This is a genomic window from Phycicoccus flavus (genome assembly GCF_004025965.2).
GTDB classification, from domain to species: Bacteria; Actinomycetota; Actinomycetes; order Actinomycetales; family Dermatophilaceae; genus Phycicoccus; species Phycicoccus flavus.
On sequence record NZ_SAYU02000087.1, the window covers coordinates 1 to 15,795 of the forward strand.

Sequence of the window (15,795 nt, forward strand, 5' to 3'; positions counted from 1 at the left end):
CCGTCGGAGCGGACGCTGACCCCGGAGCCGGAGGCGACCGAGCCGCCGATGCCGGCGACGTGCCAGCCGGTGCTGGTGTGCCAGGCGTTCCACAGGCGTCCGTCGGTGCCGCGGAAGAACACCGCCATCCCGTCGGAGCGGACGCTGACCCCGGAGCCGGAGGCGACCGAGCCGCCGATGCCGGCGACGTGCCAGCCGGTGCTGGTGTGCCAGGCGTTCCACAGGCGTCCGTCGGTGCCGCGGAAGAACACCGCCAGCCCGTCGGAGCGGACGGCGACCTGCCCCGACGAGGTGTTAGAGGTCGTGCCCTGTGGGACGTCCTTTATGTGCAGGTAGCTGTCAGGATGCCCCGTGCCGCTCCTTGACACATTCCGTCGCGACGTTCCGCCACCCCAACTGTCCTCGGTGATGGTGATCTCTGTTGCGCCGACGGACTCCACGTAGGCGACATGTCCGCTGTTGCCGTTCCACGGGGCCGCCTCCCACTGGGCGATCGAGCCGACCGCTGGTGTTGCGTTGACCTTCGAGGCGCCGTAGATGGCGGAGACGTTCTCATTCCACTGACTCGCCATGCCGTACGACCGTCGTGGGTCGGCCACCCCATTCTTGGCGAGGCGGTAGGCGGCATAACGAGTGCAGTTGTGCCCGTCAAAGCCGACCCATCCGAGTGTCTGCGCCGCCGTCCATCCGTAGTACGTCTCAGCCCAAGTGGACGGCGACGCACTGTAACCACCACCTGCACAAGAGAATCCGGAGGACGAGCAGTCCGCGGCCACACTGGTGGAAGGCGCGCTGACCACCAACACCGCCGCTCCGAACAGAATCGCTAGCAATCGCCTCATGGCAGCCAGCCCTTCATGCGCGTCCCCCGCAAGGACGGTATGAGCCGAAGATAGCGGATCGCTCAGGGCCCGGTAGGCCTTTCTCAATCATCGTGCTAACACAGGGCGGATTCGATCCGTCCGAGCCTGACCCCACACAGGTCGCGGAGCGCTTACGGGTGGAAAGGGCCAATCTGCCTACCCAGGAGGCCACATGCAAAGGTCTCGCAGGACCAATCCCCACCCCTCCACCTGGGAGGTCCCCGCCAGCGCGCTCCTCGCGCTGCTTCTGCTGCTGCTACTCGGTCTCCAAGCCGGCAGGACGGTAGCCAACATGATCGCCGGCAACGGATGGGTGTTCGTGGCCCGCGACGACCTGTTCACGTCCCTGGGCGGGCTCCTGGGAGGCGACCCCACCGCCGGCCTTGAGGGCGTCGCCCAGCCGGCGCCGACCGGGCTGTTGTGGACCTGCGTCGCCGTCCTCGAGTTCTTGGTGCTCGTCGGGAGCGCCTGGGTGGCCGCGTGGGCTCTGGGCCGGTGGGGCCCGGGCAGGCTGCGAGGCATGGCCAGCGCCGCGGAGGCCCAGACGCTGCTGGGCCGGGTCCGCCTGCGCCGACACGCCAAGGTCATCCGGCCCGACCTGTACGGCACCCGGGCGAAGGGTCGAGCCCGGTGAGGCGGGTACGACCGGCCGAGGTCGGATGGCACCTGGGCCGGGCCCGGGAGCCGCGCGGGGGCCAGCTGTGGGTGCCGTGGGACCGCACCGCCGGTGTCATCGGCCCACAGGGGTCGGGCAAGACCCTCGACCTCCTCGCGCCAGCGCTGATCGACGCCCCCGGCGCGGCGCTGACCACCCTGACCAAGGTCGACGACCTCCTGCTCACCTTCACCGCCCGCTCCCGCGGCGACCGCCCCGCCGTGGTGCTCGACCCGTTTGGGCTCGTCCCAGGACTGCCGGAGGTCGTCTGGGACCCCATCCGCGGCTGCGTCGACCCGCTCGTGGCCGAGCGTCGAGCGAAGGCGTTTACCGCCGGCACCGTCAAGGGCGCGGTCGCCGGCGGGCACGGCGACGACGCCGCCCGCTTCTACGCCGCCGAGGCCGCCAAGGTCCTGCAGGGCTACTTCCACGCCGCCGCCCTGACCGGCCGCAGCCTCGAGCACGTCCTCTCCTGGGTGTCCAATCCCCTGGCCGCGTCCGACCCGCAGGAGGTCCTGCGCGCCCACCCCCACGCCGCGTCGTTCTGGGCCGGGCTGTTGCACGGGGCGCTCCACGGCGATGACCGCACCGCCGGCAACACCGTCACCACCGTCCAGCAGGCAATGTCGCTGTTCTTCCAGGAGGACATCCGCCGCCGCTGCGTCCCCGGCCCGGGCCGGCCCCCGACCGACCTTTTAGAGGTGATCGCCCGCGGCGGGACCATCTACCTCCTCGGCCGCGAGGACCCCTACGCCTCCGCGTCGCCATTGATGACGGCGTTCGCCGAGCACGCGCTGGACACCGCACTCGCCGCGGCCAACACCTCACCGTGGGGGCGGCTCTGCCCGCCGTTCCACGCCATCCTCGACGAGCTGCCCTCGACGGCCCCGCTGCCGACGCTGCGGACCCGGATGGCCAACGAGCGGGCGCTCGGGATCTCCTTCCTGTGGGCCGCCCAAGCCTGGCCGCAGCTAGCAGCCATCTTCGGCGAGCAGGAGGCTCGCACCCTGGTCGGGCTCACCAATAACCTCGTCGTGTTCGGCGGGTCCAAGGACGTCGCGTTCAACCGGGAGATTTCCGACCTGCTCGGGGAGGTCCGCGTCGCCCGCACCTCCTGGCAGTCCGGGCGGATGGGCGGCCGGCAGGTCTCGGCCGACGACATTCCCATCATCACGGGCGCGGAGATCCGTCAGCTGAAGGAGCGCCACGCGCTGGTCCTCTCCGAGAACGGGGCCCCGATCATCGCCGGCCTGAACCGGTGCATCGACGGCAAGCCCGGTCGCCGGCTCCTCACCGAGCAGCGGAGCTTGCGGGAGACGATCGCTGTCGGACGCGCGCACACGGTCGACCCGGACGCGCGCGCTACCGCCGCCCTCGTTGAGGCCCGCCGTCGGGGCCTGGCCGGTGACCACGACATTGACCCGGCATGAGCGAGCCTCCTCGCACCGTCCGGCAACCCAGCCCGCACGAGGCGATTGAGGGGTTCCCCAGTCCCGGGCGCCGGGTCACGCACGCCTACCGTGAGCTCAACACCGCCATGTACGGCACCGACGAGCAGAAAAAGGCCCTCGGCAGCCCTGCCCTCCTGGCCCGCCCCTGGGACCCACCCACCTGTGTGGACCCGGAGCTGCGCGCCGAGCTCTGGGACTGGCTGGACCGCGTCGCTACCTGGCTTAACCACGAGTACGCGTGGGACGTCACCGGTCTGATCCCCACGTGCTGGCCGAAACACCCACATCTCGTCCACGAGATCGCGGTGCTCGCCGACCTCCGCCGCCGTGCCGGCCTCGCCCTGACCGCCGACGCGATGGAGGAGTGGCACCGCTACGCCCTGCCGGCGTTCACAGAACGGACGCGCCAGCGGCTGAAGTCGCACTGCGAGGAGGGCGGCCACCAGCCCTGGCCTGCGTACGGACGGCACACCCGTCACACCGCTCAGGCTGCCGTCGAGGAGCGGGCCCGCGTGTTCCAGCGCGACATCGACACCCTGACGTCGCAGCCTGAGGTGGCCAACCCAGCCGCGCCGAGGCTGCGCCTTGTCGACGTCGACCAGTTCGACCTCGTGACGGGCGAAGCGCCCGACTGACCCGGATTCCCCCGGTCGTGACCTCCGTCCCGAAGGTCAGCGGGTGATGATCCGGCTGACCCGGTGTGTCTCGGACCCAATGAGGGTTGTCGACCCCACCTGACGCCACTGCTGGATGTGCCCGGCTCCACCGTGGTTGGCGCCGAGACACGAGCAGGTGCAGTCCTCACCCCTGGCGTTCTGGCATCTGGTGTCGCACTGCTCTGTGGAGCGGTAGTCGAGGTGCACCTCGACCTCTGGCCACCGGTCGAGGAGAGCGTCCACGAGGGGGGATAGGTGGTACCGCGCGATTGCCCAATAGCTATCGGCCTTTACCCAGGTTGGCCGGATCCGATCACCGAGGGCTCCGTGAATCCACTGACGGTTGTCGGGTGCGAAGGGCATGCGCAGCCGGAGCCGGCCGTTGACGGGACGGACGATCGTGGGCCTTGTCCCCATCGCAAGAACGTAGCCGGTTCTTGCTGGTGATGGGCGGCAAGGCGGGCAGTCGGGGAAAGGTGAATGGCAGAAACCCGTTGGGACGGAGGCGGGCTAGCGAGAGACCGTTGGGCGAGTCTGCGAGGGTGACGTCAGCGAGCCTGGTGGTGATGTAGGTATCCGGTCGGGCGCGGGATCCGTCTGACGCGACAGTCGGGCTCGAGCGGAGCTGGTGTCGTCGAGCTGGTGGTTGGCGAGGTCGTGTGGCTCGTGCTCCCAGCGGGCGACGGCGTCGGCGAGGTGACGACGGAGCACGATATGGGGGACACCAGAGGTCTCGGCGATGGAGTCGATGCCAGCCTCCCAGCGGGACGGATGGCTGGCGGCGAGGACGGTGAGGGCCTGGCGGGCGCCGAGCATCCCGTCGAGGTGTGTCAGGCGCTCTTGGAGGAGGGCGTCGGCTAGAGGCGTGACTGCGGTCAGGGCACTGCGGACCTCGCTCGCGCCGTGGAGGTGGAGCAGGGCGGCGGGGTCGGTGCCGGGTCGTAGCGCGACGGTGGTCGGGTCGAGGTTGTGCTGCGCGAGGAGCCAGTAGGCGCGGTGGGCGGCGGTCTGGCCGGCGAGGTCGGGGTCGGTGGCGACGATGGGCTGCTGCCGGTGCTGGTGCGCGGCTTGTGCGAGCTGGCGTGCCTGTTCCTGGGTGAGGGCGGTGCCCAGGGGTGCGACGCCGACGTAGTTGCCATTGCCGGCGAGGTTGATCGCGAGGGCGTCGAGTGGTCCTTCGACGAGGACGGGGGTGGCACCGGCATCGAGGAGGTCGGGCCGGGAGGTGTAGAGCTGGGCGCCTTTGTGGAAGGCGGGGGTGTCGGGGGTGTTGAGGTACTTCGGCCCCTCGGTGTCGTCGCGGCGACGGCCGACGAACCCGAGGACCTGCGTGGTCCAGCCGGCGGTGGGGGCGGTGATGGGCAGGACGAGGCGGTCGCGGAAGCGGTCGATGATGCGGCCGCTGCGGGTGTGGGTGGCGAGGCCGGACTCGGTGAGCTCGAGGTCGGTGACGCCCTGCCGGCGGAGGTGGGTGACGAGGCTGGTCCAGCCGGCGGGGGCGTATCCGGGCTGGAGGTGTGGGTCGCCGGTGAGGTCGGTGCGGGCGCGGTCGGAGAGGTAGTGCTGGGCCCAGGACCCCGGGTAGCGGGCTGTGTAGTACTCGAGCGCGGCCTGGTTGAGCTCGATGATCCGTTCGCGGCTGACGGGGGCGGTGTCGTCGTCGTAGGCGCGGGCTAGGAGGGCGTCGAGCTCGCGACCTGTGGGGTCCAGGACGCCGGCGTTGCGACGGACCTGGGCGGCGAGGTGGAGGGTGGAGGCGACGGTGAGGTCGTCGACGTGGGGCTCGTGGCCGAGGTCGTCGTCGGCGTCGTTGCGGTGGGGCTCGTCCTGCACGGCGGGGACGAGCTGCTGCCATTCGTCGTCGGTGGGGAGGTGGCCGGGGTGGTCGGCGTCGTCGTCCCAGAACGGGTTGGGCTCGTCGACGGGGTCGTCGGTGCCGGCGGGGTCGGGGGCGTGGTCGACCGGGGGAGGGGGGTCGTTCTGGACGGAGATCTGCCAGATCAGGGCCTGGCAGGGGTCGAGGTCGGCGCCGAGGTCGGTGACGGGTGCGAGGAGGTCCTCGGGGTTGGCGCCGCGGGCGGCGGCGTGGTCGACGACGGCGACGAGGGTGGGCCACCACGGCGACACGCGGAGCTGGGATGCGCGGTCCTCACCCACGGTGTGGGTCAGCCGGTCGGCCCAGGGGGTGTCGAGGTGGTGCTCGGTGCCGGCTTGGGCTGCGACGGCGGGGGAGAGGTGACGTGCCAGGCGCCACCAGAGCGCGGCGGCGTTGTGGTCGTCGGGTAGCGGGCCGTCGGCGAGGGCTCGGTGCAGGAGGGCGGGGGCGTCGATGCGGGCGCGGGTGAGGGCGGCGAGGCGTTCGGCCAGGAGCGGGGTGAAAGGGTCCTCGCGGGGGTGGACCAGGAGGGTCTCGAGGGTGGGTGCCCACTCGGCCATGGCGGGGGTGCGTCCGGCGAGGAGCCGGTCCTGAAGGTTCTCCTGGTGGCGGTAGCCGGCCTTGGTGGGGTGGGCGGCGCCGGTGGGGCGGCGGTCGGCGGGGTCGACACCGGTCGCGGCCCGCCAGACGGCGACGTCGGCGAGTAGGTCGGGGGAGGGGCGGCCCTGACCCTGGCGTGCCCATGTGGGCAGGGCCGGGGCGGTCGCAGCGGCGGCGCCGACCTGCTCTTGGAGGTCGCGCACGCGGGCGGCGCGCGCGGCGAGGTAGGGGCCCCACTGGGGGTCGTCGGCGAGGTCCTCGGGGATGCCGGGCAGCCACGGCAGGGGGCCGGTGCCGGCGCTGCGCAGTCCGCTGTCGTCCAGGCGCCAGTCCAGGACGGAGGCGACGTCGGCGGCGCTGTCGACCTCGCGTGCGGCGGCGACCTGGTGCAGGTCCTGCAGAGGGTCGAGTCCGTGCGCGGAGCGCAGCACGAGGTGGGCGCGCAGGGTGGGCCAGGCGGGGGCGCGGGTGATGTCGGGGACGACGTGGTCGGCGCGGTTGTCGAGGCGGGCGAGCATGAGCGGGCCAAGGCGGGCTTCGGCGGCGACGTGCAGGGAGTCGGTGTAGCGGGCGACGGCCTGGGTCAGCTGGGTGGCGGGGTCGTCGGCCTCGCGGCGCATGGTGCTGGCCGAGCGGGAGGAGTCGTCGCGGGCCAGGACGCGCTGCAGGAGTTCGGTCGCGGTGAGTGGGTGGGTGCTCTCGGGTTTGACGATGTCGTGCTCGTCCCCGTCGCCGACGACCTCGAGGTAGAGGTGGTTGGCGACGCGGCCGCGGGTGGCGGCGGTGTAGGCCAGCTGGCGCGACTCCTCTCCGGTCAGGAGGGTGTGGCTGGCGTCGGCGGTGACGCCCTGGGCGGTGTGGATCGTGGCGGCGTACCCGAGGTCCACTGACGCCGCGACGTAGGCCTGGGGGAGGCGCACGTGGTGGCCGTTGCGGACGTGCTGGACGGTGACCGCCCCGCCGGGTTCGAGGGCGGTCACGTGCCACCGGTCACCGTTCTTGACCCAGTCGGTGGCGGTCATCCGCAGGGTGCGGTCGTTGGTTCGGGTGATGACGGTGTCGCCGACGGACGCGCGGGCTCCGTCGGCCAGCGGCACGGAGGCGGTCGGGGCGTCTGGGTGGGTAGCGAGGCGGTGGGTGCGGGCTCGGTCGTTGAGGTGGGCGACCAGGGCGCGGGTGGGGGCGAGCATGACTGCGTCATGGCCTTCGGCGTGGTCGCCGGCCCACGCGGTGAACACGTCGTCGGTCATGGTGGCGAGGTCTCCGACGTGGAGGCGGCCGTTGTCGAGGTAGAAGCCGAGGGCCTCGGGCAGACCCTCGCGCAGGGCCAGGGAGGCGGCTCCCTCGGCGGGGTCGGCGAAGCGCATCAGCTCGCTGAGGTGGAGGCTGCCGTGGGTGGCCTGGATGTCGCGCAGGACCCCGCCGGCGCCGACGGCGGCGAGCTGCTGGTCGTCCCCGATCAGGCGCAGGGACGCGCCGCGGTCGGTGGCGAACCGGACGACGGCGTCGAGGGTGAGGGTGTCGGCCATGCCGGCCTCGTCGACGACGACCAGGGTGCCCGGCCCGATGCGCTGTGCCCACGCGGGGAGCGGCTCACGGTCGGGGTGGTCCAGGTGCCAGGTGAGCTTGGCCATCGTGTCGGTGGTGGCCTCGAGGTTCTCCCCGAGCACGCTGGCGGCGGCCGCGGACGGGGCGAGGCCGACGACGTCGCCGCCGACCTCGGTCCAGGCGTGGGCCAGGGCCCGCATGGCGGTGGTCTTCCCGGCACCGGCGGGTGCGACCGCCAGCTGCAGGCGGGCACCGGAGGTGGCCATCTCGCGGACCAGGGTGGCCTGCCCGGCGTTGAGCGGGAGTCCGTTGGCGGCGGAGGCGAGCATGGCCATCTCGACCGCCGCCGGTGGCACGCGCATGCCGCCCGTCCGGCCGGCCGCGGCGACGATCCGTGCCTCGGCGTGCAGCAGGGCGGGGGAGGTGAAGAGGTCGGCGCCGGCGACGGTGTAGACGCTGGACCCGTCGCTGCGCTGCAGGGCCTGTGGGACCTCGAGGTCGTCACCCGGGCGGGTGAGGGGCACGGACTGTTCGGTGAGGACCTGGTCGACCAGGAGGGCCACGACACGGTCGATGTCGGTGGTGTCGAGTTCGAGGCCGCGGACCTTGCGCAGGGCCTCGGCCTCGGCGTGCCAGCGCTGCCAGTGCGACCGCCGGGAGGCGAGGGTGTCGTGGATCCTGGCCGCGGTGTCTCGCACCCACGCGCTGTCGACTCGGGGCGCTGTGCGGGCCTGCGGCGAGAGGGCGGCGGCGACCATCCGCTGAAGTGCTCGGGCGCTGCCCAGGGCGTCGGTGGCCTCCCGCGCCCAGGTGGTGCGCTGCTGGTCCAGGCTGCGGGGCTCGTGCTTGGCCGCGCGGGTCTCCAGCGTCGCCCGCTGCGCCAGCTGGATCGACTCGATCGGGGTGGGTGGGCGCCCGTGGGTGGCCTGGAAGGTCTTGGCCAGGTCCTCGCGGCGGGCCTCGATGCTGGCCCGGCGGGAGGACCACAGCTCGTTCAGGGCGGGCTCCACCCCGACGATCTCCCGGACCGGACGCTTGCGTGGGTCAGGTCCGGGCCTCGCGGCGAACCGGACCCCGAGGGCGTGGCGCAGGTGGTGCTCCAGGCGGGTGTTGTAGGTCTCCGAGGCGGCAACGGTGGCCTTGAAGAGCAACCGTCCGTCGATGGCCAGCCAGGCTCCGCTGGCTCGGGCCTGGACCTTGTTGGCGACGGCGACGTGGGTGTGCAGGTCGGGGTCGCCGGCGCGGGAGTCGCGGTGGGTGAACGCGGCCGCGACCAGGCCGCGGGTCTCGACCTGCCGGGCGCCCTGAGCACCCTCACGGGTGAAGAGGGCATGGCGCTCGAGGTAGGTGAGGGCGTCCCTGACGGCCTGCTGATGGGCCCGTTCGATGGCGGCGGCGACGGGCTGAGGGGCGACCGCCCACAGGGTGCTGACGCTCTTGACGGGGGAGAAGGTCAGGTCGTACCCCGCGACCGCGTTGGTGCGCGGGCGGGAGTGCTTGGCGATGGTGGCGGCGACCTCTCGGGCGTCGGCGGGGTCGCGGCCGTACTCGTCGCGGAACAGCTCGGCCGCGACCTCGGTGCGGATCCTCGCGCGGTCCTCCAGACTGCCGGGGGCGTCGGCCGGCAGCCCGGCCGCGGTGTTGGCCTCCGCGACCCGCTGGGCGACGCGGCGGCGGAACTCCGAGACGTCGCCGGCGTAGACGTTGAACGGCTTGCCCAGCGAGGACGCGTGGTCCTGGGCGCGCAGGTCGAGACCGGCCTCGGCCGCCTGCTCCCGCAGCTGCTCGGCGAGCGGGTGGCGGCCGGCGCCGAATAGGTTGCGCATCTGCTCGGCGGTGACGACATCGCCGGCGTTGAGGCCGGCGAGCCCGTCCAGGCCGCTGCCCAGCCACGTGCCCGGGGCCTCGCCCTGCGCGGAGTAGTACGACGCCAGCCCCGAGTGGCCGCGCTCGGTGACGTCCTGGGCCGCGACCTGGCGGGTCAGGTAGTCATATCCGCTCCCGGCCGTCAGCTTGTGGATGGACATCGTCACACCTCCCGTAAGCGACCACGGGACCCTCAGGGGTCAGTAGTTGAAGACGCAACGACCGTCGGTGCAAGAGGTGTGTGGGGCAGTGCGCTAGCGGTTCTTGGGGGTCCTCGGGGCTGAGGGACGCGCGACGGGGGGCGGGCGCGCGTCTGATGGGGGGACGGTCTGCGGGAGGAACGTGCGGCGGGATGACTCTTCGTCGCTGTCGGTGCGCTTAGGGAGGGTGTGAGCGAATCGAGCGGAAGGGGTGTCGGGATGCCGAACCAGAGTGCGCGGCAGAAGGCGAGGAGGGCGGCGCTGGACGCGCAGTCGCGGATGCGGCAGGCCCGGGCGGAGCGGGAGAGGCGGCGCAGTGGGCTGGCGGTCTCGGTAGTGACGGCGCTGGCCGAGCGGGACGAGCTGGTGGGGGCCTGCGAGGCGAGGGCGGGGGAGGCACTGCGGGGGCTGACCGAGGACGAGGGCCTGACGCTGGCGGAGGCGGTCGAGTGGGGCGGTGAGCAGTTGGACGTGCGGGAGGCGACGCGGCTGCGGAAGGTCGTGCTCGGCGCAGGGGCCGAGCGCGACCCTTCGGGGTCGCCTACCTCGACGCGTGAGCCGGCGGCCGGCGACGTGCCGGCCGCCGGCTGACCGGCGAGCCGCCCGTGGTCGACCTGCCGCAGGCCTGCTGCGGCGACGGGCCGGACTGCCCCTGGGCAGCGACTTCCTCGTGGCCCGTGGAACGGGCATGGGGCGCGGCCCGACGTGCAGTACTGGACCGGGGGCAGATGATGTCGAGCGGTGTGTTGAGGCGGCCAGCGAGGGGGTTGCCAGCGAGGGCGTCGGGGAAGTTGGTGCCGGTGGCCAGGGAACATCAGGTCGGTGTCGGCAGAGCTGAAGTAGGCGTGTTGATGGCGATCTGGCTACGCGGAGGCGGCAAGCTGGTGGCCGATGACCCTGTCTTACAGGTCCGCCGGCGTGGGGGCGACCCCGTCCCCAGCGGTCCACTGGGGGCTGCGTCCGTCGTGGTGGACGGTGAGGTCGGCGTGGTCTAGGGCGCGGACGTCTGGCAGGGCGAGCATCTGCATGGCGTGGGTGAGGCAGCTGCTGTAGCCGTCCGGGTCGGGGTAGCAGTCGGTGACTGCGGTCTTGGGGGTATAGCGTGCGCCGTCTCTCGTGGCACGACCGGTCCACCACCGCGAGAGTGCCTGGTCGGTGGCTGTCGCGCAGGACGCCTCGACCGCGAGGATGTGCAGGTCCTGGTAGTCCGCGATGCGGAGCTGCCCGGCGAGCGCGGCTGGCTGTCCGGCCCAGCGCAGTGTGCCCTCGAGGACGACGTTGACCCGGTCCTGCAGGAGCCGCTGCTGGATCTGGTCGCTCAGGGCGACTGACTCCTGGTGCACCAGCGTGGCCAGCTCGTACAGCCGCACCGGTCTGCCATCTGGCAGCGGTTCCAGGAGGATGGCCGCGAACTCGGCCCGCCTCGCGTCGAGCAGGCGGGTCTTGATCTCGTCGGGGTCAACCCTCACGAACTCCCCCAGGTCGAAGGTGTCGAGCACGGTGCTCTTGCCGGCACCTGGCGGGCCCGCCAGGACGACCGCCTTCCCCTGCGTCGGCACCCCGGCCGTCCTTATCATCGCGTCGGCGATCCGTGTGTGCAGCCGCACCGACGCGGCGTCGGCCGGGATCGGGCTGGTGGACAGGTGTGCGTAGTCCTCAAGCAGCCCTTCGAGGGCCTGGGCCGTGGCAGCGCGTCGAGAGCTACCGCCCGGCACTACGTCCTCGAACGGCGGCTGCGTGAACCCGTTCGTACTCATCGGGGGTGAGCGTGCCTTCCGCGACCGCTTGTGTCATCCCGTCCCACGAGCCTGGCTCCCACGCGTCGCCATGGGTCTGCCCGAACGTCCAGTGCCAGGACCGCAGCCGCTGCAGCATCTCCTTGCGCGGCAGCTGCCCGACCGCGGCGCGGCGGGTCAGCTCCAGAGGTGTCTCCTCAAGCAGCTCGAGGTGGTCCCGCACCAGCGCGAGTGTGCGCGAGACGTGCGCCTGGCTCACCCCCGCCGCGGCGGCGATGGCCTGCTGCGACTCCCCGTCCTGGTGCAGCTGCCAGATCAGGCGCCTCTCGTCGACCGTGTCGAGGCGCCGGCGCGCGGCCAGCACATGGAGCGCCTGCCACGGGCTGTCCGGGCTCGCACGAGCAGCAGTCCTTCTCGCCGACGTGACAGCACCCTGCTTCGCCCCCTGGCCGCCAGAGCGTTGGCTGGGGGTCGAGACCGTCGCCTGCCTCTTGAACTGGGATGCCTTGACAAAGCGCCCAGTGGTTGCCGTTCGGTAGCCGGTCCTACCTTTCCGGCTCGGCTCCGACCCTGGAATGGAGCGGGCCTGCGGCGTCCTAGAGCGCGACGCACCGCGAGCTGAGTGCTTGGCCATGACACCTCCTAGATCGGATATACCAACTGTATAACGCGCCAGTCCTTGCACCGACGCTTCTGATGCCTCCGCCTCGCCGCGCCGACTCCTTTGGCCCGAAGGTGCGCCGACTGAGGTACTAAGGGTGGGTGGACAGCCCTCTGGAGCGTGCGGTCGATGCGCTCACCGACACCGAGCGTGACCTGCCGTCCGCGCTGCGCACGCTCGTGGTGGTGGCACGGCGCCTGAAGAGCGAGCCGCTTATCGGGTGGCTGGACCACGAGCTGAACGGCTACCCCGGCGGCGCGGACGTGCCGACCTACCGCCAGATGGGCCTCCTCCCGGTGCGGGTTACCTTCACCGGTCCGGGCGGGTCGTCGTACTCGCCGATGTTGGACCAGGCGTCTCTGCCGGAGCAGCTGCGTCCGGGGGCTCACGACCTGCGGCAGTCGGTGGCTGACCTCACCTCGCTCGCGGAGTCCGGGGACAGCGAGGCCGATCAGCGGCTGGGTATGCCGCTTCCCTTGTACTGGGTCACGCTCCTGCGCGAAGCCGGCGAGCGCGGAGAGGGTCCTCGTGTTGAGTTCATGGTCCCGGAGTCGGCTCTGCTTCTCGTCCCACGCAACGGCTTGCGGGGAGCCTTGGACTCGGTCCGAACGTCAGCGCTGAACCTCGCGCTCGATCTCGAGGAGGTGGATCCGCAGGCCGGGACGGCCGGTCACGACAGCGCCGAGGCGCAGCAGGCCGGTGACACGTTTATCACCAACGTGTATGGCACCGCCGGCGCGGTGACACAGGGACCGGGTGCCACCACGTTGGTCCTGCACGCCGGTGACGTCGATGGTCTCCTCGCGAGGGTGGGTGAGGTCCTCGACGCCGAGGGAGTCGCTGCGCTGCGCGATGGGCTCCGCGGGGACGGCGGCACCCCAGGTACCCGAACGACCGCGGTGCTGGACCGCATCAGGACAGCAAGCGCCCACGTCGTCGCTGGCGTCAGCGGCAACGCCGCCTACAACCTCATGGTCGGGCTGCTCGCGATGGTCTTCCCCGGGCAGGTGTCGCTCTAGCGACGAGGCGCGCATCGCTGCGGATCGCCCCCACTCGGCGGGAAGCGCCTGACACCATGAACGTACCGGCGACGATGGGGGAAATAGCAGATGGTGGACGAGAAGGACGTGGAGACCCTCGAGGTGTGGCTTGAGCAGGCCGCAACCGAGCTACACGCCGCCGTCCCGGTCGCGGTGCGCATCCCGGGCGTTCCTGCTGGTGGGCCGCAGGTGCTACTGGAGGACCCGGCAGCCGTGGCGCTGCTGAGCGACCTCGCTCGAGCCTCCAACGCGGTGGTGTTCTACACCTGCGCGTTCGCTCTGACCGACGACGAGCTGGAGAGGCATCTGCGCCGGCTCGGGCTCGAGAGCTCCGACACGTTGGCCACGTTCGTCGGGACACCGGTAGATGCCGCGGTCAGCGTCGTCGCGGCAGGGGTGGTCCACACGGTCAGCGCCCGCTCCCGGCTGTGGCAGCACGCTCTGGAGGCGGCCGAGGTCGAGGCGCTCGTCGACGGCAGCTACGGCCTCCGCTGGGAGCCGGTCGACGAGATCGCAGCCTTCCGCGAGACGTTGAACGGGCTGGCAGACCGACTCAAGGGCGACGAGGACTTCCTCACCAGTGCAACCAACGAACAGCTCCGCCGGCAGTACGCGACGGCCGTGGTCCACCACGCCCACCCTGACCATGACGGGGAGCTGTCGGTGCAGGTCCGCGGCCGCATCGCAGCAGCCGCAGCGTCGGCGTGGTCCTGGTGGACCAAGACCGGGCGGCCGGAGCGGACACAGGCACTGCGGGTTCGCCTCCCCGAGCTCGTCGACGACGTCGCCGGCGGGACTCAGGCCGAGCGGAAGGCGAGCGCGCTCGAGATCCTGAGGCGCATCGACGCTGCTGCGGTGACCAGCGACCTGGTGTCGACGCTGGCGAAGATGGCTCCGCGACACCCACCGGTGATGTGAGGGGCCTCGCTGCGCGGCCGATACTGAAGGGGTTGATGTCGACATCCCGGACGGTTCGAGGAGGACCTGGTGAAGAGCACCCAGTGCCTGCTGTGCGAGGAGACTGCGGGCCTGACGACAGAGCACATCGTCCCGCAGACCCTCTGGAACCGGTTCGGCATCGACCCGGACGCAGACCGGATCGAGCCGTTCAGGACGACCCTGTGCACGCCTCACCAGGAGGTGACCGCCGCACTGCACCGGCACGAGGCGATGATGGACCTGGTCGAGACCGGTGAGCCGGTGACTCGGCAGACGCTCGCCCAGCTCGGACAGTGGAGCGTCTGGGTGACCATGCTGTTGTCCCTGGCCCGCGGCTCAGCCGTTCTCGGCCCTCGGGTCACCCGGGAGGTGCTGCTGACGTACTTCGACGGGCACGGCGGAGGGGTCCCGGCCGGGACACGGGTCTACGCGGCGCGGGTGTCACGGTTCACCGACCCAGCCCGTCCTCCTGCCCCGCGGTACCTGCTCGCGCTGCGTCGTGACGCCTCAGTGCGCCTCGACGAACGCTCCACCCCGAGCGGGTTCTCTTTCGGTGAAGGCCCGACGCAAGCGGCCGAGTCGATCGCGATCGGCAAGATCGCCCTGCTTGTCGTCGGTCCGACCCACTCCTCCGGCCCGGGTCATCACGCCCGGATGGACCAGGCGGTCAGCCACCTGGGTCTCGAACGGATCCACCCCCTCGGAGAGCGACCTCAGCCCCTGCCCTCCTTGACCACGCGCGAGGTCTGCATGCGCGATGTCGCCCGCCTGTTCACGGTCATCCCGTTCGGGGTCGACATGAGCTTAATGCCCGAACGGATCCGGATGGTCGGCTCAGCGCTGACGTCCGAGGAAACGCTGAGTTGAGCCAGCCACCGGGTCGAGCCCAGTCGAGGGCGGCATGACAGGCGAGGCCGGAGACTCCAGGAGGGTGTTCGTGATCCGCTCTCGAACGACTAGTGCCCGCACGGTAGCGCCGCCCGTGACACGGTGAGGAAGTGAGGGTCGCGGGTTCCCGGATACGTCAACGGAGAGAAGAGCGGCATCCGGCTTCGACGCTCGGCCCGGATCGAGGGCCGAACAGGGGCCTGCGGGTCTGTCTCTCGGGGCGGGGCGCCCAGCAATGGGAATGGCTGGCTGAGGAGCTTGACCCCCGGTGTCGCACACGTCGCTTACGGAGAGCAGGTGGTGCTCTCTGGAGGTGAAGCGATGTCTAGTCGCAAGGCGTGGGAGGTGGCGTGGCGGCGTGAACGGTACGCCGGCGCCCCTGGCCGTTACGTGGACGCGGAACCGGTCCGGGCGCGACTCGCGCGATGGGAGGCCGCTCACGTCCCGCGGAGGGCACTGGCGCGCGGAACCGGGCTGTCCACGACCGCGATCAAGGACATCCTCGAGGGGCGGCACGATCACGTGCAGCGCCGCACCGCTCAGCGGGTAGCCACGCTGTCCCTCTCGAGGGTCTACGGCGACCAGGCTCGTGGTCACGTGCCCCGTATCGGCGCGGTGCGCAGGGTCGAGGCCTTGATGGCCATGGGCTGGACGCATGACGCGATGGCGGCTGCCGGAGCGCCGGGCACGTAAGAGTCCCGCGGAGTGGTGGGCTTTGAGGTCATCTCGATGCCTACCGGTCAGCCCTGGCTGAGGGCGACGTGGTCATCATTGCCGGTTGTGCCGATCTTGGCCATGGATGCCTCGGAGAGGTAG

Annotated in this window: 11 protein-coding genes; 7 read left to right on the top strand and 4 right to left on the bottom strand. The window is 71.5% G+C overall.

The window, feature by feature from the left end:
• Positions 1-842 (bottom strand): CHAP domain-containing protein (locus tag EPD83_RS18170; protein ID WP_235950708.1); only part of this gene is annotated, 842 nt, incomplete at its 3' end.
• A 313-nt stretch (positions 843-1,155) separates the two neighbouring features.
• Here EPD83_RS18170 and EPD83_RS18175 point away from each other — a divergent pair.
• The 3 genes from EPD83_RS18175 to EPD83_RS18185 are packed head-to-tail and all read left to right on the top strand — an operon-like array spanning position 1,156 to position 3,604.
• A complete protein-coding gene (locus EPD83_RS18175; protein ID WP_165566961.1) occupies positions 1,156-1,497 on the top strand; it encodes a hypothetical protein in 342 nt (113 codons plus the stop codon).
• Entirely contained in the window at positions 1,494-2,948 is a 1,455-nt protein-coding gene (locus EPD83_RS18180) for a type IV secretory system conjugative DNA transfer family protein (protein WP_165566962.1), read from the top strand. Before EPD83_RS18175 ends, EPD83_RS18180 begins: the two co-directional genes overlap by 4 nt.
• Positions 2,945-3,604, top strand: coding sequence for a hypothetical protein (locus EPD83_RS18185; RefSeq protein ID WP_165566963.1), 660 nt, complete (start codon positions 2,945-2,947; stop codon positions 3,602-3,604). The genes EPD83_RS18180 and EPD83_RS18185 overlap by 4 nt, the downstream gene beginning before the upstream one ends.
• Positions 3,605-4,135: 531 nt before the next feature.
• Here EPD83_RS18185 and mobF read toward each other — a convergent pair.
• Positions 4,136-9,676: a MobF family relaxase gene (gene mobF, locus EPD83_RS20905; RefSeq protein WP_165566964.1), complete on the bottom strand. Its 5,541-nt coding sequence runs from the start codon at positions 9,674-9,676 to the stop codon at positions 4,136-4,138.
• Positions 9,677-9,934: 258 nt separating this feature from the next.
• On the opposite strand from mobF, the gene EPD83_RS18195 reads away from it, so the two are divergent.
• Entirely contained in the window at positions 9,935-10,306 is a 372-nt protein-coding gene (locus EPD83_RS18195; protein ID WP_128367002.1) for a hypothetical protein, read from the top strand.
• Positions 10,307-10,617: 311 nt separating this feature from the next.
• Here the strand turns inward: EPD83_RS18195 and EPD83_RS18200 are convergent, their stop codons facing one another.
• The gene (locus EPD83_RS18200; protein ID WP_128367001.1) at positions 10,618-11,472 is read right to left on the bottom strand and encodes a zeta toxin family protein; all 855 of its coding nucleotides are present in this window, start codon (positions 11,470-11,472) and stop codon (positions 10,618-10,620) included.
• Positions 11,417-11,815: a helix-turn-helix domain-containing protein gene (locus tag EPD83_RS18205; protein ID WP_128367000.1), complete on the bottom strand. Its 399-nt coding sequence runs from the start codon at positions 11,813-11,815 to the stop codon at positions 11,417-11,419. The genes EPD83_RS18200 and EPD83_RS18205 overlap by 56 nt, the downstream gene beginning before the upstream one ends.
• A gap of 398 nt (positions 11,816-12,213) precedes the next feature.
• Between EPD83_RS18205 and EPD83_RS18210 the strand changes: the two genes are divergently transcribed.
• From EPD83_RS18210 to EPD83_RS18220, 3 genes are all read left to right on the top strand, one after another.
• Positions 12,214-13,131 carry an AbiTii domain-containing protein gene (locus EPD83_RS18210; protein ID WP_128366999.1) on the top strand — a complete coding sequence of 306 codons (918 nt, stop codon included), beginning with the start codon at positions 12,214-12,216 and terminating at the stop codon, positions 13,129-13,131.
• A gap of 108 nt (positions 13,132-13,239) precedes the next feature.
• Positions 13,240-14,070 carry a hypothetical protein gene (locus tag EPD83_RS18215; protein ID WP_165566965.1) on the top strand — a complete coding sequence of 277 codons (831 nt, stop codon included), beginning with the start codon at positions 13,240-13,242 and terminating at the stop codon, positions 14,068-14,070.
• Between the two features lie 69 nt (positions 14,071-14,139).
• Positions 14,140-14,958, top strand: coding sequence for a hypothetical protein (locus EPD83_RS18220; protein ID WP_128366997.1), 819 nt, complete (start codon positions 14,140-14,142; stop codon positions 14,956-14,958).
• Positions 14,959-15,795: the final 837 nt, after the last annotated feature.

Bases quoted from the DNA above. Each gene is read 5' to 3' on its own strand.
- EPD83_RS18195 (WP_128367002.1), top strand. From the start codon at position 9,935: ATGCCGAACCAGAGTGCGCGGCAGAAGGCGAGGAGGGCGGCGCTGGAC.
- EPD83_RS18175 (WP_165566961.1), top strand. From the start codon at position 1,156: ATGATCGCCGGCAACGGATGGGTGTTCGTGGCCCGCGACGACCTGTTC.
- mobF (WP_165566964.1), bottom strand. From the start codon at position 9,676: ATGTCCATCCACAAGCTGACGGCCGGGAGCGGATATGACTACCTGACC.
- EPD83_RS18200 (WP_128367001.1), bottom strand. From the start codon at position 11,472: ATGAGTACGAACGGGTTCACGCAGCCGCCGTTCGAGGACGTAGTGCCG.
- EPD83_RS18185 (WP_165566963.1), top strand. From the start codon at position 2,945: ATGAGCGAGCCTCCTCGCACCGTCCGGCAACCCAGCCCGCACGAGGCG.